Source organism: Streptomyces sp. NRRL S-455 (genome assembly GCF_000717875.1).
In the GTDB taxonomy this organism is placed as follows: Bacteria; Actinomycetota; Actinomycetes; order Streptomycetales; family Streptomycetaceae; genus Streptomyces.
The window spans coordinates 71,241-95,801 of the sequence record NZ_JOCT01000001.1 but is presented as its reverse complement, the minus strand read 5'-3'; the positions used below and the strand labels follow the sequence as shown (position 1 = coordinate 95,801).

Below are 24,561 nucleotides of genomic sequence, written 5' to 3'. Positions count from 1 at the left end.
CCTCGGCGGGGCTACAGCTTGACGGCCTTCAGCACCACGAACTTGCGATCGCTCGCCACCAGGTGACTGTTGCCGAACAGCCGCCGCAGCTTGACGTGGTAGCCGAGGTGCCGGTTGCCGATCACCCACAGCTCACCACCCGGCCGCAGCGTACGCCGCGCCCCGGTGAACATCCGCCAGGCGGTGGCGTCCGTCGTCGCCTGGTGCGAGTGGAACGGCGGGTTGTTCAGGACCAGGTCGACACTGCCGGACGGTACGCCCGCCAGCCCGTCGCCGACCCGGAACTCGGCGTGCCCCGGCATACCGTTCGCCTTGTATGTCGCCTCCGCCGAGGCCACGGCCTGGAACGACTCGTCCACGAACAGCACCTCGGCCGCCGGGTCGGCCAGCGCAACCGCCGTACCGACCACGCCGTTGCCGCAGCCCAGGTCCACCACCCGCCGGCCGCCCCCGCCGCTCGGCAGATGCCGGAGGAAGAACCGGGTCCCGATGTCGAGCCGGTCAGCGCAGAAGACCCCGGCGTGGTTGACGACCGTGCGTCCCGCCGCCGGGCCGATGCCGTCCGGGAGCGTGTAGACGTACGGCCACGGACTGGCGGGCCGCTCCAGTGCGGGATCCGGCGTGCAGAAGATCAGCCGGGCCTTCTTCTCGGCGAGCGAGGTGCGGGTCGGGCCGAGGATCCGCTCGAAGAGCTGGAGCGTCGAGGTGTGGATCTCCTTCACCATGCCCGCCCCGACCACGACCGTCCCCGCGTGCACCGCCGGCGCCAGCCGCAGCAACTGGTCCTCCAGCAGTGCCAGGCTCTTCGGCACCCGTACCAGCAGCACGTCGATCCGCTCCGGCGGCGGATCCTGCGTGGTGAGCAGCCGCACCGCACCGGGTTCCGCTCCGGCCCGCGCGAGGTTCGCCCGCGTCGCCTCCTGCGCCAGGTACGAGTCGGTGATCTGCACCGGCCGGTGCGCCGCCAGCGCCGTGACCAGCGCGCCCCAGCGGTCCCCGACGACCACCACCGTGCCCGGCAACGGGACCTTCTCCTCGGCCAGATGCCTCAGCAGATACTCGTCGGAGGCGTCCCAGGCGCGCAGCCTGTCTCGCGGGTCCTCGGGAAAACGGCTCAGCGCGAGCTCGCCCCACGGCGTCGTCATACGGTCGTCCATCGTGCGTCAAGGCTAGCCGAGCCGCAGCTCACGACCGGTGGGGGAGGATGGGAAGCATGGACGCCGAGCTGTTTCCCCGGGAACGTACGGAGGTCGCACCGCGCGCGGTGCACGTGCCCGGCTGGCTGGACGCGCGGCACCAGCGCGAGCTGCTCGAGGCCTGCCGGGAGTGGGCACGCCCACCGGCGGGGCTGCGCACGGTTCGCACGCCCGGCGGCGGCACCATGACCGCCCGGCAGGTATGCCTGGGATGGCACTGGTACCCGTACGCCTACGCCCGCACGGTCGTCGACGGCGACGGCGCCCCCGTCAAGCCGTTCCCCGGATGGCTGGGCGAGCTGGGCAGCCGGGCGGTGCTGGACGCACTGGGTGAACGGGTCGCCGCTTACGACATCGCCCTCATCAACTTCTACGACGGCGACGCCCGCATGGGAATGCACCGCGACAGCGACGAGAAGTCGGACGCTCCAGTGGTGTCGCTGAGCCTCGGTGACACCTGCGTCTTCCGCTTCGGCAACACCGAGACCCGCGCCCGCCCGTACACCGATGTCGAGCTGTGCAGCGGTGACCTGTTCGTCTTCGGTGGCCCGTCCCGGCTCGCCTACCACGGTGTTCCCCGTGTGCACGCGGGCACGGCGCCACCCGGACTCGGACTGACGGGACGGCTCAACATCACGCTCCGGGTCAGCGGGCTGTAGGCCGCCCGGCCCGGCGGATCATGGGAGACTCGCCCTCATGAGCGGGAAGGCGGACCCCCGGCCGGCGGGGGATGGGAGCACCTCGAGGACGCGGCTCGAACGGGGGCGGTCAGCGCTCGGGCCCGCACTGGAACTCGTGCACACCGGACGTGCCCCCACCCGGGCCGTGCTCACCGCCGAGCTCGGGGTGACCCGGGCGACGGCCGGTGCCGTCGCCGCCGAACTGGAGGCGCTCGGGCTGATCCGGGTCGACGCCCGGCCCGCCGCGGCGGCCGGCTCGCAGGGCAGGCCCTCGCACAAGCTGGCCGTCGCCGACGAAGGGCCTGTCGCGCTCGCCGCCCAGGTGCACGCGGACGGATTCCGGGCGGCGCTGGTCGGCCTGGGCGGCCGGATCGTCGCCACCACGCCCGGCTGCGAGGTCGTCGACGCGGACCCGGCGAAGGTGCTCGCCTCCGTGGTCACGGCGGGCGCCGAGCTGCTGCGCGGGACCGGACGCCGGTGCGTGGGCGCGGGGCTCGCCGTACCGTCCGCGGTCGCCGAACCCGAGGGCCTGGCCCTCAACCCCCTGCACCTGGCCTGGCCCGCGGGCGCGCCCGTGCGGGACATCTTCGCCGAGCAGGTGCGTGCGGCCGGCATCGACGGACCCGCGTTCGCCGCGAACGACGTCAACCTCGCCGCGCTCGCCGAGCACCGGCACGGCGCCGGACGCGGTGCCCGCGACCTGCTGTGCGTGGCCACCGGCCACCGGGGCGTCGGCGGCGCGCTCGTCCTGGACGGCCGCCTGCACCGGGGCAGTTCGGGCCTCGCCCTGGAGGTCGGGCACCTCACCGTGCACCCCGAGGGCCGCCCCTGCCACTGCGGCAGCCGCGGCTGCCTGGACGTGGAGACCGACCCGCTGGCCTTCCTCACGGAGGCGGGACGTGAGCCGGGCCCCGAGGTGTCCCTGCTCCAGCAGTCCATCGACCTGGTCCGCCACCACTACGACGACCCGGGCGTCCGCGCCGCCACCAAGGCCCTCATCGACCGGCTCGGCCTCGGGCTCGCCGGGCTGGTCAACATCCTCAATCCGGACCGGATCATCCTCGGCGGTCTGCACCGCACCCTCCTGGACGCCGATCCGGACCGGCTGCGCGCCGTCGTCGCCGACCGCAGCCTGTGGGGCCAGAGCGGCGGCGTCCCGATCCTGCCGTGCACGCTCGACCACAACAGCCTGGTCGGCGCCGCCGAACTGGCCTGGCAGCCGGTGTTGGACGACCCGCTCGGGGCACTCACTTAGGGCCCTTCGCAGCAGACTCCGGGCGGGACTCGGGAGGGGGCTCATCGCGGTGGGCGCGAACGGTCGGCAGGCTTGTCCGCGCCGCTTCCGGGCAGGCTCGCCGCTGAGCGGGCACGCTGGTCCGCAGGCAGCATGCCCGCACCGCACCAACGAGGAAGTTCGACGCAATGACCGACAAGCTCACCGTGAGCGTCCTGGGCACCGGCATCATGGGCGCCGCGATGGCCCGCAACCTCGCCCGGGCCGGGCACACCGTCCGCGCCTGGAACCGCACCCGCGCCAAGGCCGAGCCGCTGGCCGCCGAAGGGGTGCGCGTCGCGGACACCCCCGCGCAAGCGGTACAGGACAGTGACGTCGTCCTGACCATGCTGCACGACGGTCCCGCCACGCTGGACACGATGCGCCAGGCCGCCCCCGCCCTGCGCCACGGCACCGTCTGGGTGCAGTCCACGACCGCCGGCCTCGAGTCCATCGGCACTCTGGCCGCCTTCGCCGGCGATCACGGACTGGTCTTCTACGACGCCCCCGTCCTGGGCACCCGCCAGCCCGCCGAGGCAGGAAAACTGACCGTGCTCGCCGCCGGCCCCACCGGGGGCCGCGAGAAGGTGACCCCGGTCTTCGACGCCGTCGGTGCCCGCACGGTGTGGGCGGGCGAGGACGGGGCGGAGGGCGGGGCCACCCGGCTGAAGCTGGTCGCCAACAGCTGGGTACTCGCGGTCACGGCCGCCGCCGGCGAGGCCCTGGCGCTGGCGAAGGCTCTTGACGTCGACCCGGCCGACTTCTTCGGCCTCGTCGCCGGCGGCCCGCTCGACATGGGCTATCTGCGCGCCAAGTCCGACCTGCTCCTCAACGACCGCCTGACGCCGCCCCAGTTCGCGGTGAGCACGGCCGCCAAGGACGCCCGCCTGATCGTCGAGGCCGGCGCCGAGGGCGGCGTCCGCCTGGACGTCGCCGAAGCGGCCGCCGCCCGGATGGAGCGTGCCGCCGCCCAAGGGCACGGCGACGAGGACATGGTCGCGGCCTACTTCGCCAGCTTCGACGAGAAACCGTCCGCCTGACCACCTGGAGGTATCCCTGTGTCCAAGCCGCCGCTGCCCCCCGAGGCCGACGCCCTGCTGAGCCGGCCCAACCCGTGTGTCATGGCCACCCTGCGCTCCGACGGCGCACCGGTCTCGACCGCCACCTGGTACGCGTGGAAGGACGGCCGGGTGCTGGTCAACCTCGACGCCGGCCGCGTCCGCCTGAAGCACCTGCGCCGCGACCCGCGCGTGACGCTCACCGTCCTCGCCGGTGACGACTGGTACACCCACGTCACCCTCATCGGCCGCGTCACCGAGATGTACGACGACGAGGGCCTGACCGACATCGACCTCCTCGCCCGGCACTACCTGGGCAAGCCCTACCCGGACCGGGTCCGGCCCCGGGTCAGCGCCTGGATCGAGGTGGACCGCTGGCACGGCTGGGGCGAGATGAAGGACAGCGACCAGGCCGGGGGCTGAGGGGGCCTCTCAAAGGATCCTGAGGCCGGCGCCACGCCGGTCAGCGCCACTCCACGGCGAACGCCCGGCCCGGGTTCTCCGCGAGGACGCGTCCCACCAGTTCCTCGCCCACGGCCTCCACGAGCCGCGGACGCACCCGGCGCAGCAGGTACGGCATCCCGGGGCCGCCGCCCACCGAGCGGGCGGGGGCCGTCGTGGTGTCGGCGCCCAGCAGCAGCCGGTCACCGAACCCGGCGTCGGCGAGCGCCCGAACGGCGTCCGGCATCCGCCAGTCCGTGGCGTGGTTCGCCCGTGACGGGCCGTCGAAGGCCAGATAGCAGCCGTACTCCGCCGCCTGGCGGTGCACCACCAGGTCGGGGGAGCGGTTCAGATGCCCGAGCACCACACGGTGCGGCGGCACCCCCAACTCACCGCACAGCAGGTCGAGGACGTCCAGCGCGCCGGTGCCCAGCTCCAGGTGCACGGCGACGGTCACGCCCGTGGCGTGATGCGCTTCGGCCGCCGCCGCCATGGTCCAGCGGGCGTGCGCGTCCAGGGCGTGGAATCCGCCCGCGACCTTGACGAGCCCCGCCCGCACCCCCGACACGCCGATGCTCGTGGTGAGTTCCGAGACGAACACCTCGGCGAGCCGGCCCCGCAGCCCGTCGAGCGCCTCCTCGTCGTAGTGCACGGCCTGGTGCAGGCCGGTCGCCGCCACCACGTGCACGCCGGTCTCCCGGGACAGCGGCGGCAGATCGGCGGCCCGCCGCCCGAGCCCGTACGGCGTCCACTGCACCACGGCCTGTCCGCCCTGCTCCCGGAACGCGACCAGTTCCGCCCGTGCCGCCGCCACGCCGCTCAGTTCCTGGCCCGGCAGCCGGGGACTGCCGAAGAACAGGTGGTCGTGGGCGTCGCACACGCCCAGATCCCCGGGCGCCACGTCCCCCAGCACCGTACGGACCGCGCTCACCACTGGCGCCCCCGCGGCAGCCGGTCCCGGCCCGGCGCCGACAGGTGCAGCACCTCGAACACGTCGCCGTCGGCCTTGGGCGTGTCGTGTTCCCAGAGGGAGAAGTGCACCAGTTCCCACCGGCTCGTGTCGACGGCCGCCGCAGCGAGCAGAACCCCGTCCTCCGCCGCGAGCCGCCGGGTCTCACGCACGGCGTCCTCGACCGTCTCGGCCAACCCGCCCACGTCGGGTACCGGTTGGCACCGCCGTACCGCGAACCGCGCGTCCGCACCGGTCCCTTCCTCGAACGCGAGCCCCGTCCACTGCCGCACGGACGGCCGCCCGAAGTCGTTGCTGATTCCCTGGAACCCGCCGCCCCAGAGGAAGGCGTTCATGCCTTCGACGGTGTTCCACAGATAGAAGGGCGCGTACTGGTTGACCGGCGAGCCGCGCAGTCCGCGCTCGCGCACCAGATAGGCCTTGAGGCCGAGTCCGTCCCAGTCGTCGAGCAGATGCCCCCGCCGGGCGACACGGTCGCGGATGACGCCCATGTCGTAGTCGGCCGGCAGGGTCAGTCCGTACTGCGTGGCATGCATGCGTGTCTCCTCAGGCGGGTCGGGGTGCCAGCAGGGACAGCAGGCCCCGCACTCCGGCGTCGAACGCGGCCGGGTTGCCGGAGGCGCGGGCGAGGACGTAGCCGCCCTGGACGGTCGCGACGATCGCCGCCGCGATCTCCTCGCCGTCCAGCGAGAGCGCGAACAGGCCCTGCTCCTTGCCCTCCTCGACGATCCCGGCGAGCCGTCCACGGAGCCAGTCCAGCGTCTCGTCGACCGGTGCGCGCAGTTCGGCGCTGGCGACCACGTCCGGGTCCATGGTCAGCCGGCCGATCGGGCAGCCCCGCAGCACGTCCCGCTCGCGCCGCAGATACGCCTCGACTCGCTCGTAGGGCGTGCCCGGGCCGTCGAGCACTGCCGCGGCTCCGGCTCGCATCTCCTCGGCTGTCCGCCGGATCGCGGCCAGGGCGAGATCGGGCTTGCCCTTGAAGTGGTGGTACATACTTCCCTGCCCGGCGTCCGCCCGCTCGAGGATCGCCTTGGGGCTCGTGCCCACGTAGCCGCGCTCCCACAGCAGCTCGCGAGTGGACTCGATCAGCCGTTCCGACGTACTCATGCGCCTACTGTACATACCAGTAGGTACAGAAGGCGAGACGGGAAAGGCATCGTGCAGCCCTCAAGGGGCATGCCGGTTCCCGGCCCGCCTCGGCAGGTCCCGAGGGCGGGCGCCCCGGGCTGACGGCACCCGGCGGCGTACGCCTCGGCGGCACCCCCCGCGGGAGGGGAAGGAGGTGGTCACCGCCCGGTCAACCGGCAACGGCCGACCGGGCGGGAGCATGTTCGGGTCGCAGCGCGTCGGTGACGTGCGCGACCTCCGCGAACCTGCGCGCTGGCTTCTCCTGGACCGCGCGCCTGGCCCGTCGCGGCGGCGCCGCCACCGCGGGGGCGGGCGTCGGCAGGGTGAACCACACGACCTTTCCGGACTCGCCGTCCGGTCGGACGCCCCAGCTCTCGCTCATGGCGGCCACCATCGCGAGCCCGCGCCCGCAGGTCGCCAGCGGCGCGATGTCCCGGGGATCCTCGAGCACGGGCATCCGAGGGTCGTGGTCGCGGACCGAGACGGTGAGCCGGTCGAGCAGCAGCTCTATCTCCACGGTGCACGTCTTGTCGGGCTGGGCGTGCCGGTGGACGTTGGACAACAGCTCCGTCACGCCGAGCGAGGCCCGGTCGATCAGGGCGTCCAGATGCCAGTAGCGCAACTGCGCAGATACGATTCTGCGGACCTGGCCGATCCGCGACGGCAGGGCTTGGAGCTCCACCGTGCAGTGCCTGCTTGGATAGCTGATCACGGCTGCGACTCCCCGACGTGAGGTCCGGAAGAACACGGATTTCGGATCCAGCAGGGCGTCTTCCTGACACTGCCGCCCGCTGTCGTGGCCGGCGGGCTGGTTCGCAGCGTTATCGCCGGTAAACCCAGAGTGACGTGAGACCAGAGTGAGGCAGGGGCCGGAGTACCGCAACTCGCGGACATCTCAGTGGCCACGCCCCGCCGCTCGGCGCACGGCCTCGATGAAGCGCCGTGCGGCGGGCGGCCCGGGCTCGCCCGGAGCGGGGTCGTGCTCGCCCAGGGTGAGCTGGTACCGCTTGCCGTTGAGATCAGCCGTGGCCCGGTCCTCGGGGCCGAACCAGGGCTTGGAGGCGCGCACCGCCTGCACCGGCGCGCTGTCGATCTCACTGCCGTAACTCGTCAGCAGCTCGAGCCGGCCGTCGCTGATCCGGACCTGCCCGGCCCGGGTGAGCGAACGCAGCCGCTTCCCGATCCGCACCCCCGTGGCCCTGAACTCCGGCTCCGCCATGTCACCCGCCCCCTTGTGCGCGTCGGTGCACCGGTCGCGCTCTCCGCGGTACCCGGCGCAAGCTCCTGTGCTGATCCAGTGTGCCCCGTGCGGGGCCTGACTCCCGCGATGCAGTCTGCCCCCCACCCCTCGTCGAGCACCAGTGCACGCGACCCCCTCTCGAGGGGGCGCCCGGAGCACACACGCAAGTGCGTCCCCGGGAGCGCGCGCCCCCTTGCACCGGGTCCTGCCCCAGGGGGCGCTTTGGGGGGCTCAAAGATGCGTTTATGCAGGTGAGAAGCGTGCGGAAGGTGTTTATGATCGGAGTGTCGGCCGCGCGACCCGTCGTCGGCGCGCAGCGTTAGGAGCCCCCGTGAGCACCCCCCAGCAGACCCGGAACGGCGTCACCGTCGACGTCGACCACAGCGACGCCGCCTACCGCGCGTGGCTGAAAGAAGCCGTCCGCAGGGTCCAGGCCGACGCCAACCGCTCGGCCGACACACACCTGCTCCAGTTCCCCCTGCCCGAGCGGTGGGGCATCGACCTGTACCTGAAGGACGAGTCGACGCATCCCACCGGCAGTCTCAAGCACCGGCTCGCCCGCTCCCTGTTCCTCTACGGCCTGTGCAACGGCTGGATCCGGCCGGGCAGACCGGTGATCGAGGCCTCCAGCGGCTCGACGGCGGTCTCGGAGGCGTACTTCGCGAAGCTCATCGGCGTTCCCTTCGTCGCCGTCATGCCGCGCACCACGAGCGCCGAGAAGATCCGCCTCATCGAGTTCCACTCCGGCCGGTGCCACTTCGTGGACGACCCCCGCACGATGTACGAGGAGTCCGCCCGTCTCGCGGCAGAGACCGGCGGCCACTACATGGACCAGTTCACCTACGCCGAACGGGCCACCGACTGGCGGGGCAACAACAACATCGCCGAGTCCATCTTCCGGCAGCTGCGCCTGGAGCGGTTCCCCGAGCCGGCGTGGATCGTCGCCACGGCGGGCACCGGCGGCACCTCCGCGACCCTCGCGCGCTACGTCCACTACATGCAGTACGACACCCGCGTCTGCGTCGCCGACCCCGAGAACTCGTGCTTCTTCGAGGGCTGGACCACCGGCGATCCGGACGTCACCTGCGACTGCGGCTCCCGCATCGAGGGCATCGGCCGCCCCCGCATGGAGCCCAGCTTCGTGCCCGGCGCGATCGACCGGATGATGAAGGTGCCCGACGCGGCCAGCGTCGCCGCCGTTCGGGCTCTCGAGCGCGCCATCGGCCGCAAGGCCGGCGGCTCGACGGGCACCGGCCTGTGGAGCGCGCTGAAGATCGTGGCGGAGATGGTGTCCGAGGGGAGGCAGGGGAGCGTTGTGACCCTGCTGTGCGACCCGGGGGACCGGTACCTCGACAAGTACTACTCGGACACCTGGCTGGCCGCCCAGGGGCTGGACATCGCGCCGTACACGGCCGCCATCGACTCGCTGCTGGAAACAGGCGTCTGGGCCGACTGAGAGCCGAGCCCGCGGACCCGGCGGGTGCTACGAGGCCGTCAGCCGCCGGTCCAGCGCCGTGACGGCGTCCCGGAACGCGCGGGCCTGGGCGGCCCGGACCGGCTTCATGAACAGCCGGTACGGCGCCGTCCCGTCGGTCGCGAACGTCCACCGCACCCGGGTGCCACGGCCCACGGGTGCGAGCCGCCACTCCTCGACGATCGCCCGCACCCCGGGCACGTTGGTGAGGTCGACACGGTAGGCGTACACCTCGGGTTCCTTCACCGCGATGATCGACTCACGGAACCGGACACCCCCCATGAGCCGGATGTAGCGCTCCGCCCCGTCGCCGACCGGACGGGCCTCCGCCACCTGGGGAAACCAGTCGACCCAGCCCGGCACGTCCTTCAGGGCGCGGAAGACCGCCTCCACCGGAGCGGAGATGTCCAGCGCGGAGACGTGCCGTATGGGCGCGGCCTCGGCGAAGTCGAGCCCCACCGGGCGCAGACGGTGAGCCATGGACGGTGCCCTCCGTGGCGAGGAGGCGGGCGGTCGGGTCACCCTAGCCGGCGGCCCGTCAGATGTCTGTACCCTCGTCCTCGGCCTCTCCTGCCACGACCAGCCGCCGCAGGTGTTCCGTGACCACCCCGCGCGCCTCGTCGGGCAGGCCGGCGTCCGTCACGAGCGTGTCGATCCGCTCCAGCGAGGCGAACGAACTCAGGCCCACCTTGCCCCACTTGGTGTGGTCGGCGACCACCACCACCCGCCGGGCCGACTGCACGAGCCGCCGGTTGGTCTCCGCCTCCGCGAGGTTCGGCGTCGACAGGCCGGCCTCGACCGATATGCCGTGCACGCCGAGGAACAGCAGGTCGAAGTGGAGCGCCGCGATCGCCTGGTCGGCCACCGGTCCCACCAGTGAGTCGGAGGGTGTGCGCACACCGCCGGTCAGCACGACCGTGGCGGCGCCCTGTCGCGGGCCCGAGGTGCGCTGTGCCACGTGGAAGACGTCGGCGACCCGCACCGAGTTGGTGACCACCGTCAGGTCCGGCACGTCGAGCAGCTGCTGCGCCAGCGCGAACGTCGTCGTACCGCCCGACAGGGCGATCGCCGCGCCCGGGGCGACCAGCTTGGCCGCGGCCCGTGCGATGTCCTCCTTGGCGGTCAGCTCCAGGCTCGACTTGGCCTCGAAGCCGGGTTCGTGCGTACTCGCCTCGACCACCGGTACCGCGCCGCCGTGCACCTTCTCCAGCACGCCCTGGCGGGCGAGCGCGTCGAGGTCGCGGCGGACCGTCATGTCCGACACGCCGAGCTTGCGGGTCAGCTCGTTGACCCGGACCCCGCCGCGGCGGCGGACCTCGTCGAGGATCAGGGATCGCCGCTGCTCCGCGAGGAGGTTCTGATTCTCGCTCACGTACGCTCCGGTCCTTTCGCCTCAATGCCGTCCGACACGCCCTGCACACCCGCCCCTTATGGGACATTCTCCCCGGCTCCGGTGCGCGGACGCCCCATCCTCGCATGTCGCGGAGCGGACGGCGCCACGGACCACTTGTCGCGCACACGTCACCTCCGCCTCGCCTGTCGCTCCGCCAGGTCACGGATCGGGGAGATTCCGTGACAGGAGGTGTGCGGCACCCCGAAAGTGGAGATCCTTGTGCCCGCACGGACAGAGCCGACGGCGTGTCACGGGGGAAGTGCGAATCAGTGGAACGTGCGCAGCAAGCGTCGACCGGCGGGCCGGAAAGACCCGCCGCGCGGCCCGGGGAGACCGGGACCGCCCTGGAACTCCTGGTCCACGGCGTGGGCGGCACCACGCCGCAGGAGATGCTCAACGATCCGCGCACGGTGCGGATCACCGGCGACAACATCGCGGCCGTCTTCCGGCGCGCCGACGACGTCGACGCGGAGACCAGCCCCGGCGCCCACCGCCGCGACGGACCGGTGCCCGAGGCCTACGTCTGGTGCAACCTCACCTCCGGCAACGGCACCCGCGCCCTGTGGCTGTTGCTGCTGCCGTTCATGGTCGTCAACCTCGCCCACTGGATGCGCCCCGCCGCCCGCGGCCGCCGCCGCACCGTGCGACTGTACGGCCTGCTGGTGCGGCTCGCCGGGCTCACCCTCACGGTGCTGCTCGTCGCGGCGGCCTGCGAGGTCGCCCTCGACCTGGCGGCCTGGCAGTGCGCGGGCACACGGGCCTGCGCGGACCGCCACTCCTGGCTGGGCTTCCTCTCTCCCACCGTCTCGGACGGCGGCTGGTGGAGCAGTCCCGGCCGCAGGCTCGCCCTCGCGTCCTTCGTCCCCACCGCCCTGACCGTTCTGCTGTGGTACCTGTCCCGGCGCACCTGGAGCGACTACGAGTCCCAGCAGCCGCTCGCCCGCGATCTGGAGCCCGAGGAGGAAGGCAGACCGACCGCCCTGGGCCGGCCCGGCTTCTGGTACGGACGCCGGCTGGTCGCCCGGCTGCGCGCCGCGCACACCGCCGCCGGACTGGTCACGGTCGCCGCAGCGGTCGGCAGCGCCGCCGCCCGCCACGACCGCGGGCCGGGCGGACCCGCCGTACTGGACACCCTGGGCCTGCTCCTGGAGGTGGCATTGGCGGCCTGCGCGGTCGCCGTGGTGTGGGTGGTGTGCCGCCGGGGCCGCAGCGAGCACCGGCTCGACAAGGAACTCGACGGGCGCTTGGTACGACGCCTGCCGCTCGTCGCGCTGATGCTGCTCGCCCTTTCGCTGCTGTACGCCGGGTGGGAGCGCCCCGGGTGGGAGTCGTCCGGCCGGCTGCCGGGCGACGCCACCTTCGGCGCGATCACCCTCGCGCAGGGGCTGCTCGTGATCGTCCTGGCCGTCGTCGCCCACCTCCTGCACCGCACCCACCCCGACCGGCGGGCCGTGCTGCGGGGCCTCGGCGGACCGGCCGTCGCCATGCTGGCCTGCGCCCTCGGCGGGGTGATGTCCGGCGGCGTGTCCCAGCGCGTCTCCGACTGGCTGGACGGCACCGGCACCTCGATCGACGGCCCGCCGGTCCTGCTGACCTGGCAGGCGTCCGTGATCCCACCCCTGATCGTCGTGCTCCTGGTGCTCAGCGGCTGGCTGGCCCACCGCGCCTGGCAACTGGCCCGCGCCGAGCGCGAGGCGGTGGCACGCGACTACCCGGACGAGGCACAGGACCGCGCCCGCACCCGCCGTATCGCCTACGCCCGGGCGATGGCCGCGCTCACCGACCGGGGGCCTCGTTTCGTCGCCGTCACCTCAGGCGCGACCCTGCTGCTCGGATCCGGGGCCCTCGTGGGCGCCCTGACCACCGACGAGACACCGGGCGAGGCGGCGCGGGGCGCCTCCCCGATCGTCCACGGCGCCGCGGAGACCGCCGAGGCCCTCGGCTCCTGGCTGATCGGCCTCGGCTTCATACTGTTCGTCACCTGGGGCCGCCGCGCCTACAAGGACGCCGCCGCCCGCCGCACCATCGGCATCCTCTGGGACGTCGGCACCTTCTGGCCGCGCGCCGCCCACCCCTTCGCCCCGCCCTGCTACGCCGAGCGCGCCGTGCCCGACCTGACCTGGCGGATCGCGACCTGGACCCGGGTCACCGGCGGACGGCTGGTCATCTCCGGGCACTCACAGGGCAGCGTCCTCGCCGCCGCCGCTGCCTGGCAACTCGTCCCGTCCGCCCGCAAACGCGTCGCGCTGCTGACCTACGGCTCACCGCTGGAACGCCTCTACGGCCGCTGGTTCCCGGCGCACTTCGGCCCGGCCGCACTCGGCTCCCTGCGCCGGGAGGTCGACTGCTGGCGCAACCTGTACCGGCTCACCGACCCCATCGGCGGCCCCGTACGTCTGCCCGGCGATCGCGATCTCGGCGTCGACCACGCACCGTTGACGGACCCTCTCGCCTACGGCCGCACCGACCTGCACCCGCTGCCCGCGCCGATCCTCGGCCACTCCGACTACCAGGCCGACCCGGTGTTCGCCGAGGAGCGCCACAAGCTGCTGGCCCGGCTGCGACCGGACCTGCCGGCACCGCGCGGCGAGCCCGAGCCGCCCGCCGCGTAGGCGGTCAGGGCAGCTTTGGCAGATCCTCGGCGTAGAGCAGCGTCAGGTCGTCCGTGCTCGGCTCCGTGAACTGGGCGACCCGGCCGGCGTGCCGCTCGACCATCGCCTCGAAGGTCTGCCGTGCGGTACGGCCGTTGCCGAACGCCGGGCCCTTCGGGATCTCCGAGAAGTACTTCCGCAGGGCCTCGGCCGCGCCCGGTGCCAGCCGGTACTCGTGTTCCTCGGCCTGCTGCTCCACGATCCGCAGCAGGTCCTCCGGGCCGTAGTCACTGAAGGTGATGGTGCGTGAGAAACGGGAGGCGACACCCGGGTTGACCGACAGGAAGCGCTCCATCTCGGCCGTGTAGCCCGCGACGATGACCACCACCGCGTCCCGGTGGTCCTCCATGAGCTTCACCAGCGTGTCGATGGCCTCCTTGCCGAAGTCGCGGCCCGCGTCCTCGGGGGACAGCGCGTACGCCTCGTCGATGAACAGCACGCCCCCGCGCGCCTTCTCGAAGGCCTCCTGTGTACGGATGGCGGTCGAGCCGATGTGCTCGCCGACCAGGTCGACCCGGGACACCTCGACGAGGTGCCCCTTCTCCAGCACACCGAGGGAGGCGAGGATCTCGCCGTACAGCCGGGCGACCGTCGTCTTGCCGGTGCCCGGAGAGCCGGTGAAGACCAGGTGCCGCTTGACCGACGCCGCCTTCAGGCCCGCCTGTTGCCGGCGCCTGCCGACCTCGATCATGTCGGTGAGGGCACGTACCTCGCGCTTGACGCTCTCCAGGCCCACCAACGCGTCCAGTTCACCGAGGACGTCCTTGGAGGTGCGGGCCGGCTGCTCCGGCTCCGCGACAGGGGCCGGGGCCGGGAGCACCGGTTCGGTGCGCTGTCCCGGGAGCGCGCCCAGCAGGCCGGGGGAGTGGCCGACCGCCTGCACGGCTGTCTCCCGCGCCGTCGGCGTCCGCAGCTCCACGCTCTCGTCGCTGGTGCAGTCCTCGACCAGGGGGCCCGCCCCGGACGCCGCGTCCGCGCCGCTGTCCGCGAACTCGTAACCGCCACGCGCGCACCGCTCCGTGCGGCACTTGCGCAGCGTCGTCCGGCTGCCGTCGATCACATGGAAGCCGTAGCCGCCACTGCCCGTCACCCGGCAGTTCTGGAAGCTGCCGCGGCCACCGGCCGAGACGTAGACTCCCGCCTCCACCGGCGAGTCGATCGTGCACCGCTCCACGGCGGGGTCGGCGCCCTTGGTGACGATCACCCCGGTCTGGGTGCCGTCCAGCGTGCAGTTGCTGAGCGTGCCGCCGCTGCCGTGGTCACGGAACCAGGCGCCGGTCGCCGCGTCCCGGATGCGGCAGTCGTCGAGCTGCGCGGTCGCGCCGTCGCTCACCGACACCGCCGTGTTCCGCACCTGAGACAAGTCGCTGTCGACGACGTCCGCCCGTGAGCCGCGGTCGAGGACGAACAGGGCGTCCGGTACATCGTGGACCCGGCACGAGTCGAGCACCGCCGTGGCCCCGTCGCTCACCCACACCGCCGGGTAGTCGCCCGTGCTGTCGAAGATCTCGCACTGGTTGGCGTCCACGCGCGTGCCCGGGTCCCACACCGACAGACCGTTGCGCCCGAACTGCCGCACCGTGGTGCGGGTCAGCGTGAGGACGGAGCGGGAGCGCAGGTCGATCGCGTTCTCCGGGATGTCGTGGATGCGGCAGTCGGCGAGCGTCAGCACGGCGTCCGTGTCGAGCGTGACACCGTCGGCCGTCGTGCGGTGCACATCGCAGTCTGTGAGGTGCGCGGTGGCCCCGCCCGTCACCTGGACGCCGCTGCCCCGGACCTCGTAGACCTCGCAGCCCACCGCCTCCAGTGCCGAGTTCTCCCCGGTGGCCGACAGGCCCGAGCCCGAGGCGTGGTGCACCCGGCAGCGCTCGAGCCGGGGATGGCCCCCGCCCCGTACCGCAACACCCGACTGCCCGGCCGCGACGACCTCGCACTCCTCGAACACCCCGCCCGCACCGTCGAGTACGGCGATGCCGACGCCCGCCGGATTGTCGACCGCGCAGCGGCGGACCGTGGGCCGGGCACTGCCGCGCACCTCGATCCCGGCCGCCGAGCGTGTGACGACGCGGACGTTGGTCAGCTCCGGGGTGCCGTCCTCCACCAGCACCGCCGGGGCGGCCGCGTCCTGGCCCTCCACATGCAGGTCCTGGACCACCGCTGAGGCGCGCACGGTCAGCGGCACCCCGTCCAGGGGCGCGATCCGCACCGAGCCGGGGGAGCCCTCGGGGCCCCGAAGGGTCACCGCGCGCTGCACGACGAGGTTCTCCCGGTACGTGCCGGCGGCGACGGTGAGGACGTCTCCGTCGGCCGCGGCCTCCAGGGCGGCGCCGAGCGATGCGTACTCACCCGTGCGGCGCCGCCACCGCGACGTGCCGCTGTGCGTCACCTGGACCGTGCCCTGTGCCATGGTGTAGCTGTGCCCCCACCTCGGTCGTACTGATGGCGTGTTCGCCCTCGGAGCGCCTGCCGATGCCAGGGCCACGACCGCGCCCGGCCCCTTCGGGACTCACGCGCACGCGGGCTCGCCACCGGCGCGCCCCTCCTGCTCGCTCGCGCGCGGGTTGTGCCGAACGGTTCGGCCGGACCACCGTAGCGTGCGCGCGGGTGGTGGGTTGACCAGAGCCGGAAGGCCGTTCAGCTGCCGGTGCCCGTCCTGCCCCAGTCCGGGCCGGCCTTGTCCCAGGCCTGGTCCCAACGGGCGTACCGGCGGCGGACCATGCGCCAGACGATCAGTCGCCTGCCGCCTTCGACGAGCCCCACGGCCAGCAGGGCCGCGCCGAGACCGGCGAGGACCGCGTGCGTCGACGCTGTCGCCGGGTCGAGCGGGCGGGTCACCATCCGGCCGTGCCGGTCGGTCCATATGGGGAACCGGTCCCCCTGCCGCGGGTCCTTGAGGCTCGCCAGGACCGGGCCCTGGTGCGCGGTGCCGTCCGGCGCGGTCCAGTCGGCGAGGACGCGGCTGCGCACATCCCGGCCCGTGGAGACCTCCGGGTCGGCGTCCAGCGGGGAGCGGTCCAGCTTGCGGACCACCGTGGCCGTCACCTTGTGCCGTGCCTCGTGCTGCTCGCGGACGGAGCGCTGGAGGGCGTCCTGCGCGGCGTTTCCGACGAGGGAACCGGCCACCGGGGCGGCCAGGAGAATCAGCACAAGGGCGGCCAACGCCACCCAGGCCTCGGCCAGATCGGTCGCCCGGCACAGCGGATTGCGCCGCCAGCGCCAGAGCCCCCTGATCGCTCGCACCGCCCGCACCCCCTTCCCGCTCCGTGATAACCCCCGACGGTGACATTCACGTGCCAACCCCGGCGAAGAGAGAGCGAAATCACCTCGCCCCGGCGACTCTCATGCACTTCTCGACTCTCATGCGCTTCTCACCCAACGCCAACGCCCGGCCCCGCGGCAGGGTTCCCGCCCAGGCCGGAGGCCTCCTGACCGGGCTGTCCGAGGATCCTGACCGGGTCCCCGACCCGGATCGTGCCCGGGGACAGGGGCACCAGGTTCTGCCCGAAGACCAGCTTTCCGCCGCGCCGCCGGTGCAACCCCAGGCTGTGCAGGGGCTCACGGCCACGCTCGGCCGAACCCTGGTCGGTGGTGGTCACCACACACCGTCCGCAGGCCTTGGCGACGCGGAAGGACACCTCCCCGATGGTGAGCCGCGACCAGTCGTCCTCGGCCCAGGCGGCGGTACCCGCCACGACCACGTTCGGCCGGAAGCGGTTCATCGGAAGCGGGCCCTCGTCCGCGTGGTCCCCCTGCGCGATCAGCGCGTTGAGGGCGTCGAGCGAAGCCGTGGTCGTGAGCAGCAGCGGGAAGCCGTCGGCGAAGGAGACGGTCTCACCGGGCCGCGCGAACTCCGGGTCGACGGGCCGGCGTGTGGCCGGGTCGTCCATGTGCACCAGGCGCACGCCGATGCCGAGATAGGCGCTGCACCAGGCGTGCGCGGCCGCGTCCTCGGCCGGGACGGCCTCGACCTTGTCGCGGAAGATCTCCACCGGGACCCGGTCGATCGGCCGGGGCACGGGCACCGTCAGCGGTTCCATGCCGGGCGCGGACAGCCGGAGGCCGCCGCCGGGCAGGAGCTCGGCGGCGGCCAGTGCGAGGCGCGGTTGTTGGCGTTGTGTGAGGACCTTTCCCCCGGCGTCGATCAGCATCCAGCGCCGGTCCCCGGCCAGCCCCCAGGGCTCCACGGCGGCCTCCCGGGGGGCCAGGCCCCGGAGCGCCTTGACCGGATGGACGTGGATCGAGTGCAGGTGTGGGTTCCCCATGGGGCCATCGTGCCATCCGGCACCGACAGCCCCCGGGAGGCGGCTCAGTAACCGCGGTACTGCTGGTTGCCGTACGGGTCCTGCGGGGAGGCCGGGGCCGGCCGGGGTGCCGCGGGACGCATCGCCTCGTAGCCCGCGCCGGGCGCCGCCGGACGTGGCTGCTGCCCCTGGGGACCGGGATAACCGCGCGGCGCGGTGGCCTGCTGCGGGATGTACGCCGCCGGCGCCTGCTGGAGCGGGGCGGGCTGCTGCGCCTGCGGATAGCCGTAGGCGGGCTGGGACGGGGTGGCCGGCAGAGCGGGCAGAGCCGACGGGAGGGCGGGCAGGCTGCTGCCCGGCATGTCGTACTGAGCGGGAACCCGGATCGGGGCGATCTGCGGGGTGCCCCGCTCGGCGACGAGCTTGTCGTAGATCGGGGTGTCCGGGAAGGAGGCGGAGTAGTAGCCGCCGCCGAAGGTGGAGCGGGGGGAGGTCATGCCACATAAGTTAAGCCAACGATGTGCTGGTTGGGGAGACCGATAAGAGGGTTGTTTTCCGTTCCCGCGGTGACCGGGCATCCTCAATGCGAGCGAACTCGGCAAAAAGGGGCGCCGAACAGGGTTCTGATCGTGTAAAGGCCGAGTTCCGGGCGGGTTACCAGCGGTTGACCGCTGGCCTTCCGGCGGTCGCCCGGCACCTGACAGGCAACGGGGCGGACATGCAAAACTGAAAGATTCAAGCACGGGGCTCGCTTCGGCAAAGGGGGCGCCGGCACAGAAAGCGCGTTCGTCTAGGGCGAGTTCTACGCCGCCAGGGTGCCTGGAAGTTCCGTGCCGTCGGACAGGGATACGGCAATGGCCTCGAAGGGCCGGCCAGGGACGGCGCCCTGGACGTGAACCTCAACCGGCAGGCGCGCGGACAGTTCTCGGGGTGGAGCAGCGCATTCGGCCGCCCGGCCGCGACGCACCCGGAGTTCTGCCATGACTCGTGCCGGAGGCGTCAGCCCTCGTCGGGCACGGCGTCCGGGCGGGCGTAGGTGCGGCCCTTCCAGGCAGCACCCCGCCCCCGGTGGTGCTGCACCGCCGAGTCGACCGTCATGAGGAGGTAGAGGAACGCGGTGAAAGGCAGCAGGGGAGCGAGCCACAAGGGCTGCCGGTAGTAGCGGAGCATCGGCACGTACGTCCCCGTCATCACGAGCCACGCCAGTCCGCCGATGACCGCTGCCGTCCCGTTCCCTGACGCCAGGCCCGCTCCCAGGGCCACGGGCGGCACCAGGTACACCAGCGCCAGCCCCGCGACCGTCCCGGCCAGCAGCAGGGAACTGTGCCGCAACTGGGCGTACGCGCTGCGCGACACCATCCGCCACAGGTCACCCAGTCGCGGATAGGGCCGCACACTGTCCACCCGGTCGGCGAGCCCCAGCCACACCCGGCCGCCGCCCCGCTTGACGGCCCGCGCGAGGGCCACGTCGTCGATCACGGCGTGCCGGATCGCGTCCGGGATCCGCGCCCGCTCGGCGGTGTCCGCCCGCAGCAGGACGCAGCCACCGGCCGCGGCCGCCGTCCGCGTCCTCGCCCCGCCGATCCGGCGGAACGGGTAGAGCTGCGCGAAGAAGTAGACGAAGGCCGGCACGACCAGCCTCTCCCAGGTGCTCTCCACCCGAAGCCGGGCCATCTGGGAGACGACGTCGAACCCACCGGTACGGGCCGCGGCCACCAGCTCCCGCAGGCTGTCCGGCGCGTGCGCGATGTCGGCGTCCGTCAGCAGCAGGTACTCGGGGTCACGCGCGCGTGCCATGCCGATACCGTGGCGCACCGCCCACAGCTTGCCGGTCCAGCCCGCGGGCGGCTCGCCCGGCGAGCCCACGGTGAGCGGCAGCCCGCCGTGCCGGCGCGCCAGTTCACGGGCCAGGTCACCGGTGCCGTCCGCACTGCCGTCGTCGACGAGGAAGAGCTCCGCTCGCCCCGGATAGTCCTGCCGCAGCAGCGACGGCAGCGCGTCGGGCAGCACCGCCGCCTCGTCCCGCGCCGGGACGACGACACACACGGACGGCCACACCTCCGGCTCCCGGCGGGGCGGCAGCCGCACATCCGTGCGCCAGAAGGAGCCCTGGCAGAGCAGCAGCCACAGCCAGGCGAGAAGTGATCCGGCGGCAGTCCACACAACGGCGCTCACGCGCGTGAGTCTGCCCCACCGGACCTGCCCGGGACGGCTCATCGTCTATCGTGATCGGGTGAAGATCGCGCTCATGGACTCCGGAATCGGTCTGCTGGCGGCCACCGCCGCGGTACGGCGGCTGCGCCCCGACGCCGATCTCGTGCTCTCCCTCGACCCCGACGGCATGCCGTGGGGCCCGAGGACCCCGGAGGACCTGACCGAGCGTGCCCTGGCCGTCGCCGAGGCAGCCGCCGCGCACCGCCCCGACGCCCTGATCGTCGGCTGCAACACGGCGACCGTGCACGCGCTCACCGCCCTGCGGGCCCGCTTCGAGCCGGAGCTTCCGGTCATCGGCACCGTCCCGGCGATCAAGCCGGCCGCGGCCGGCGGCGGGCCCCTCGCCATCTGGGCCACCCCTGCCACCACCGGCAGCACCTACCAGCGCAACCTGATCCGGGACTTCGCCGACGGGGTGCCCGTCACGGAGGTGCCCTGCTGGGGGCTCGCCGAGGCCGTCGAGCACGCGGACGAGCCGGCGATCGACGCCGCCCTCTCCGCGGCCGCCGCCCTGACGCCCGACGAGGTGACCACCGTCGTCCTGGGCTGCACCCACTACGAGCTGGTGGCCGAGCGCATCCGGACCGCCGTCCAGCGCCCCGGCCGGCCGCCCCTCGTACTGCACGGCTCCGCCGGCGCCGTGGCCGCCCAGGCCCTGCGCCGGCTGGGCGAGCAGCCCCAGCCGTCGGCCGCCCCCCACGGCACGCTGGCCGTGCTGCTGAGCGGACGCGAGGGCACGCTGCCCGCACCGGCCTTGGCCTACGGCGAAGGGCGGCTGCTCCAGGCGGTCACGCCCGCCGGCTGACGACTCCGGACACCGAGGGCCGTCGGCGAGCTGGATCAGCCCTGACCGCCCGGCCGGCGCAGTCACGCTCCGCCACCGGGTACCAGCGGAACGAAACCTGAGTAACCTCATATGCATGAGGGACCACGCCCACGGCGAGAACGCCTCCCACCAGCACCCAGACGTCTGGACCGGACGGGCCACCAACCGGGTCCAGTGGCTGCTGGCGCTCATCGGCGCCGCCTGCATGGCGCTGGGCATCGAGCTGGCGGTCGACTCGGCGTGGACGTCCGGCAGCGCCCCGCTCATCATGGCCGTCGTCGGCTGCATCGCCGCCGGGCTCCTGGTCCTCTTCGGAACGCTCGCCTTCGTGCACGTCGCCCTGAAGGTCGAAGATGAGCACCTCGAGGTGCGCTGCGGTCACATCGGACTGCCCCGGCGGCGTATCCCGCTCTCCCACGTGGTGGGCGCCACGTACATCTCGCACGTCACCCCACGCCACTGGGGCGGTTGGGGCTACCGGTGGCGGCCCGAGAAGGGCACGGCGGTGGTCGTACGACGGGGTGAGGGCGTCGTGCTGGAGCTGTGGGACGGACACACCTTCACGATCACGGTGGACGACGCGGAGGCGGCCGTACGGGAGATCGAGGCGCGGCTGGGATCCACGAAGCCGCCGGGTGCTCCCGCGCACTGAGCGGCCCGGAACCTGATCGGACGGTCCTTCTTCCCGCCGGCCGGGTGTGATCACCAGGCGGGAGCGCGTCCGGCGCCCCGGGGACGTGTGCCGGGTGTGTGGTCCGGCGGTTCGTCGGCCAGAGGGCGGGCCGTGGCCGTGCCCGCCAGCAGGCCCGCGCCCACCGACACCGCGGTGAAGCTCAGCGCGTTGCCGATCGCGGCGATGGACGCGAGCGCCGTCAGGGCCGAGCCTGCGGTGAGCACCAGCGGCGTCGGACGCGGCCCGCGCCACAGCGCGTACAGCACCCAGCCGAACGCCGCCGCCAGCAGGGCCATGCCCACGATGCCCTGCTCGGCGGCCTGCTGAAGGGGCGCCGAATGGGGCTTGCCGTCGGACAGCAGCGACTGTGCGGAGGCCGCGCTCAGCTCCCCGAAACGCCCCGGGCCGACGCCCAGGACGGCGTCGTCGCGCAGCAGGTGCCACGCGTCCTGCCACAGCTGTACACGGTGCGGTGTGAGCCGCCCCTCCAGCGCGGCCACGAGCCCGCCCGGTACGGCCCGCGCGGCGACGGCCCAGGTCAGACCGGTCACCAGGGCGGCGACCGTACCCAGCGCGGCGAGGCCGGCGCCGCGGTGACGGGTGTGGCCGGCGGCCAGCGAGCACAGCAGCACCGCGAGACAGGTGACGCAACCGGTCGTCGAACCGAGGATCCCCGCCAGCACCGCGGTCCCGGCGGCCAGCAGACGCAGGGCGAACCGCACGGCCCGTACCGGAGCGGCCCATGCCGCGCAGCACGCGGCACCGGCCGACAGTGTCAGCACCGCCGCGGTGGCCCCGGCATGCCCCAGTGGCGTGGAGATCTGCGGACCCGGAGCGAGATGCGGCACGGCCACCGTCAGTCCGATACCGGCCAGTGCCCCGGCCAAGGGCGCGCCGACCGGCAGCAGCGCCCCGCCGATCCGCCCGGCGGCGTACCCGGCCGCAACGGCCAGCACCGCCAGGAGCACACCCTCGGGCCGGCCGTCGTGCACGGCCGCCGTGATCAGGGACCAGCCGGCGCAGCCCCCCAGCACCACGACGCCCGCCGCGTCGGAGACAACGCGTCTCTCACCGTCCGCGCCCGGCTCGGACGCAGACGTCACCCCACTGGAACCCACCCCGCCCCGCCCCCCGCGCACCATGTCGCCCCTGACCTGTGAAGACCCCGGCCGGGCCGACCGCCACCGGCCGCACGACTGAGGCTTCGGGACACCGTAGCCGCTGGTGGACGGTTTGTGGATGTGTGGTGACGAAATGAGCAGGAACGTTGTTGCTGGGACGTTCCGCGACGGGCGTGGGAGCGCCGTGGAGGGGAGAACGCCGTGGAGGGGAGAGTGCCGGGGGGAGCGAGGGGCGTGGCTTCGGCGGGCCGCGCGGCCGGCCCGTGGACCGAGCTGTCGGCGCCAAGGTCACGCGCCGTAGACTCCGGGAGTGACCGTCACCGCAACCTCCGTCGGCGAGTCGGACCAGCTGGAGCCGCGGACCGCGCTAGGGGCGCGGTCCTGGACCCGGCGGCTGGTACGCCTCGTTCCCGCCGCCGCTGCCGCGCTCTCCGGCCTGCTTCTGTACGTCAGCTTCCCGCCGCGCACCCTGTGGTGGCTGGCCGTGCCGGCCTTCGCCCTCTTCGGCTGGGTGCTGCGCGGCCGTGGCTGGAAGGCGGGGCTCGGCCTCGGCTACCTCTTCGGGCTCGGCTTCCTGCTGCCGCTGCTGGTGTGGACCGGAGTGGAGGTCGGTCCCGGCCCCTGGCTCGCCCTGGTCGCCATCGAGGCGATCTTCGTCGCGCTGGTCGGCGCGGGTGTCGCCGTCGTCTCGAAGCTGCCCGGATGGCCGGTGTGGGCGGCCGCTCTGTGGATCGCCGGCGAGGCGGCACGCGCGCGTGTGCCGTTCGACGGCTTCCCCTGGGGGAAGATCGCGTTCGGGCAGGCCGACGGCGTGTTCCTGCCGCTGGCGGCGGTGGGCGGCACCCCGGTGCTCGGCTTCGCGGTGGTTCTGTGCGGCTTCGGACTCCACGAGTCCCTGCGCCTGGGTCTGGAACGGCGTGCCACCGGGGCCGTGCGGCCCGTGGCGACCGCTGTCGCCTTGCTGAGCCTGGGCGTCCCGGTCCTCGGGGCGTTCGCCGCCCGGACGCTGGTCAGCGACACGGCCGAGGACGGCAGCGTGACCGTCGCGGCCGTCCAGGGCAACGTGCCTCGGGCGGGCCTTGATTTCAACTCGCAGCGGCGGGCGGTGCTCGACTACCACGCTCGTGAGACCGAACGCTTGGCCGCGGAGGTCAAGTCCGGCAAGGTCGCGCGGCCCGACTTCGTACTGTGGCCGGAGAACTCCTCCGACATCGACCCGTTCGCCAACCCCGACGCCCGCGACGTGATCGACAGGGCGGCGAAGGCCATCGGCGTACCCATCTCGGTCGGCGGCGTCGTCGAGCGGGACGGCAAGCTGTACAACGAGCAGATCCTCTGGGATCCGGCGAAGGGCCCCGTCGACACCTACGACAAGCGTCAGATCCAGCCGTTCGGCGAATACCTGCCCCTGCGCTCACTGATCGGCGCGATCAACGAGAACTGGACGGAGATGGCCCGCCAGGACTTCAGTCGCGGCACCCAGCCGGGCGTGTTCACCATGGACGGCGCCAAGGTGGGCCTCGTCACCTGCTACGAGGCGGCCTTCGACTGGACCGTGCGGTCCGAGGTCACCGACGGCGCCCAGATGATCTCCGTGCCGAGCAACAACGCCACCTTCGACCGCAGCGAGATGACCTACCAGCAGCTCGCCATGTCCCGCGTCCGCGCGGTCGAGCACAGCCGGACCGTGGCCGTGCCGGTGACCAGCGGCGTCAGCGCGATCATCATGCCGGACGGGAAGATCACCCAGCGGACCGGCATGTTCGTGGCCGACTCGCTGGTGCAGAAGGTGCCGCTGCGGTCCTCGCAGACCCCGGCCACGCAGCTCGGTGTGCTGCCGGAGATCGTGCTCGTGCTGGTCGCGGCCGGCGGACTCGGCTGGGCCGTGGGCGCCGGGCTGCGCGGGCGACGCGCCGGTGACGTGTAGCGGTACGCCGGGCGCACGCTGCCTGAAACCCGCCGGGACGGCGGAACGCGGC

General features: G+C 73.2%; 24 protein-coding genes. 10 read left to right on the top strand and 14 right to left on the bottom strand.

The features are described 5' to 3' along the window. Positions 1-11: 11 nt before the first annotated feature. Complete coding sequence (locus IE97_RS0100405; RefSeq protein WP_030147118.1) at positions 12-1,145, bottom strand: methyltransferase; 1,134 nt, start codon at positions 1,143-1,145, stop codon at positions 12-14. Positions 1,146-1,213: 68 nt separating this feature from the next. Between IE97_RS0100405 and IE97_RS0100400 the strand changes: the two genes are divergently transcribed. From IE97_RS0100400 to IE97_RS0100385, 4 genes are all read left to right on the top strand, one after another. Continuing rightward, positions 1,214-1,855, top strand: coding sequence for an alpha-ketoglutarate-dependent dioxygenase AlkB family protein (locus IE97_RS0100400; protein WP_030147117.1), 642 nt, complete (start codon positions 1,214-1,216; stop codon positions 1,853-1,855). 37 nt (positions 1,856-1,892) lie between these two features. Continuing rightward, positions 1,893-3,131 (top strand): ROK family protein, encoded by a 1,239-nt coding sequence (locus IE97_RS0100395; RefSeq protein WP_030147116.1) that lies wholly within the window; start codon positions 1,893-1,895, stop codon positions 3,129-3,131. A 167-nt stretch (positions 3,132-3,298) separates the two neighbouring features. Continuing rightward, positions 3,299-4,189 carry an NAD(P)-dependent oxidoreductase gene (locus tag IE97_RS0100390; RefSeq protein ID WP_030147115.1) on the top strand — a complete coding sequence of 297 codons (891 nt, stop codon included), beginning with the start codon at positions 3,299-3,301 and terminating at the stop codon, positions 4,187-4,189. 18 nt (positions 4,190-4,207) lie between these two features. Then, entirely contained in the window at positions 4,208-4,630 is a 423-nt protein-coding gene (locus tag IE97_RS0100385; protein ID WP_030147114.1) for a PPOX class F420-dependent oxidoreductase, read from the top strand. A 40-nt stretch (positions 4,631-4,670) separates the two neighbouring features. Here IE97_RS0100385 and IE97_RS0100380 read toward each other — a convergent pair whose 3' ends face one another. From IE97_RS0100380 to IE97_RS0100360, 5 genes are all read right to left on the bottom strand, one after another. Then, positions 4,671-5,579 carry a phosphotriesterase family protein gene (locus IE97_RS0100380; protein ID WP_030147113.1) on the bottom strand — a complete coding sequence of 303 codons (909 nt, stop codon included), beginning with the start codon at positions 5,577-5,579 and terminating at the stop codon, positions 4,671-4,673. After that, a complete protein-coding gene (locus IE97_RS0100375; protein WP_030147112.1) occupies positions 5,576-6,154 on the bottom strand; it encodes a DUF4865 family protein in 579 nt (192 codons plus the stop codon). Before IE97_RS0100375 ends, IE97_RS0100380 begins: the two co-directional genes overlap by 4 nt. A gap of 10 nt (positions 6,155-6,164) precedes the next feature. Further along, on the bottom strand, positions 6,165-6,728 hold the full coding sequence (locus IE97_RS0100370) for a TetR/AcrR family transcriptional regulator (RefSeq protein ID WP_030147111.1): 564 nt from the start codon (positions 6,726-6,728) through the stop codon (positions 6,165-6,167). A gap of 190 nt (positions 6,729-6,918) precedes the next feature. Further along, the gene (locus IE97_RS0100365; protein WP_030147110.1) at positions 6,919-7,461 is read right to left on the bottom strand and encodes an ATP-binding protein; all 543 of its coding nucleotides are present in this window, start codon (positions 7,459-7,461) and stop codon (positions 6,919-6,921) included. A gap of 183 nt (positions 7,462-7,644) precedes the next feature. Further along, positions 7,645-7,968 (bottom strand): hypothetical protein, encoded by a 324-nt coding sequence (locus IE97_RS0100360; protein WP_030147109.1) that lies wholly within the window; start codon positions 7,966-7,968, stop codon positions 7,645-7,647. Between the two features lie 352 nt (positions 7,969-8,320). Between IE97_RS0100360 and IE97_RS0100355 the strand changes: the two genes are divergently transcribed. Beyond that, positions 8,321-9,445 carry a PLP-dependent cysteine synthase family protein gene (locus IE97_RS0100355; protein WP_030147108.1) on the top strand — a complete coding sequence of 375 codons (1,125 nt, stop codon included), beginning with the start codon at positions 8,321-8,323 and terminating at the stop codon, positions 9,443-9,445. Positions 9,446-9,472: 27 nt separating this feature from the next. On the opposite strand, the gene IE97_RS0100350 is transcribed toward IE97_RS0100355, so the two are convergent. Then, positions 9,473-9,943, bottom strand: coding sequence for an SRPBCC family protein (locus IE97_RS0100350; protein ID WP_030147107.1), 471 nt, complete (start codon positions 9,941-9,943; stop codon positions 9,473-9,475). 58 nt (positions 9,944-10,001) lie between these two features. Further along, positions 10,002-10,835: a DeoR/GlpR family DNA-binding transcription regulator gene (locus IE97_RS0100345; RefSeq protein ID WP_030147106.1), complete on the bottom strand. Its 834-nt coding sequence runs from the start codon at positions 10,833-10,835 to the stop codon at positions 10,002-10,004. Between the two features lie 290 nt (positions 10,836-11,125). On the opposite strand from IE97_RS0100345, the gene IE97_RS0100340 reads away from it, so the two are divergent. Further along, positions 11,126-13,468, top strand: a complete 2,343-nt coding sequence (locus tag IE97_RS0100340; protein ID WP_030147105.1) for a membrane protein — start codon at positions 11,126-11,128, stop codon at positions 13,466-13,468. Positions 13,469-13,472: 4 nt separating this feature from the next. Here IE97_RS0100340 and IE97_RS0100335 read toward each other — a convergent pair whose 3' ends face one another. The 4 genes from IE97_RS0100335 to IE97_RS0100320 form a co-directional block, all read right to left on the bottom strand. Beyond that, positions 13,473-15,914 (bottom strand): right-handed parallel beta-helix repeat-containing protein, encoded by a 2,442-nt coding sequence (locus IE97_RS0100335; RefSeq protein ID WP_030147104.1) that lies wholly within the window; start codon positions 15,912-15,914, stop codon positions 13,473-13,475. 227 nt (positions 15,915-16,141) lie between these two features. Next, complete coding sequence (locus IE97_RS0100330) at positions 16,142-16,747, bottom strand: hypothetical protein (protein ID WP_030147103.1); 606 nt, start codon at positions 16,745-16,747, stop codon at positions 16,142-16,144. A 128-nt stretch (positions 16,748-16,875) separates the two neighbouring features. Beyond that, on the bottom strand, positions 16,876-17,769 hold the full coding sequence (locus tag IE97_RS0100325; protein WP_078603029.1) for an MOSC domain-containing protein: 894 nt from the start codon (positions 17,767-17,769) through the stop codon (positions 16,876-16,878). Between the two features lie 44 nt (positions 17,770-17,813). Beyond that, complete coding sequence (locus tag IE97_RS0100320) at positions 17,814-18,245, bottom strand: DUF6643 family protein (RefSeq protein ID WP_030147101.1); 432 nt, start codon at positions 18,243-18,245, stop codon at positions 17,814-17,816. A 236-nt stretch (positions 18,246-18,481) separates the two neighbouring features. Between IE97_RS0100320 and IE97_RS39675 the strand changes: the two genes are divergently transcribed. Continuing rightward, positions 18,482-18,784, top strand: a complete 303-nt coding sequence (locus IE97_RS39675; RefSeq protein ID WP_420706035.1) for a TerD family protein — start codon at positions 18,482-18,484, stop codon at positions 18,782-18,784. On the opposite strand, the gene IE97_RS0100315 is transcribed toward IE97_RS39675, so the two are convergent. Further along, complete coding sequence (locus IE97_RS0100315; RefSeq protein ID WP_051704777.1) at positions 18,748-19,965, bottom strand: glycosyltransferase; 1,218 nt, start codon at positions 19,963-19,965, stop codon at positions 18,748-18,750. The two genes, IE97_RS39675 and IE97_RS0100315, sit on opposite strands and share 37 nt — an antisense overlap. A gap of 16 nt (positions 19,966-19,981) precedes the next feature. On the opposite strand from IE97_RS0100315, the gene IE97_RS0100310 reads away from it, so the two are divergent. Further along, on the top strand, positions 19,982-20,767 hold the full coding sequence (locus IE97_RS0100310; protein ID WP_030147099.1) for a glutamate racemase: 786 nt from the start codon (positions 19,982-19,984) through the stop codon (positions 20,765-20,767). Positions 20,768-20,882: 115 nt separating this feature from the next. Beyond that, positions 20,883-21,440: a hypothetical protein gene (locus IE97_RS0100305; protein ID WP_030147098.1), complete on the top strand. Its 558-nt coding sequence runs from the start codon at positions 20,883-20,885 to the stop codon at positions 21,438-21,440. 50 nt (positions 21,441-21,490) lie between these two features. Here IE97_RS0100305 and IE97_RS0100300 read toward each other — a convergent pair whose 3' ends face one another. Beyond that, positions 21,491-22,564 (bottom strand): O-antigen ligase family protein, encoded by a 1,074-nt coding sequence (locus IE97_RS0100300; protein ID WP_199806990.1) that lies wholly within the window; start codon positions 22,562-22,564, stop codon positions 21,491-21,493. A gap of 328 nt (positions 22,565-22,892) precedes the next feature. Here IE97_RS0100300 and lnt point away from each other — a divergent pair, with 328 nt between their 5' ends. Then, positions 22,893-24,509 (top strand): apolipoprotein N-acyltransferase, encoded by a 1,617-nt coding sequence (gene lnt, locus IE97_RS0100295; protein ID WP_030147096.1) that lies wholly within the window; start codon positions 22,893-22,895, stop codon positions 24,507-24,509. Positions 24,510-24,561 lie beyond the last annotated feature (52 nt).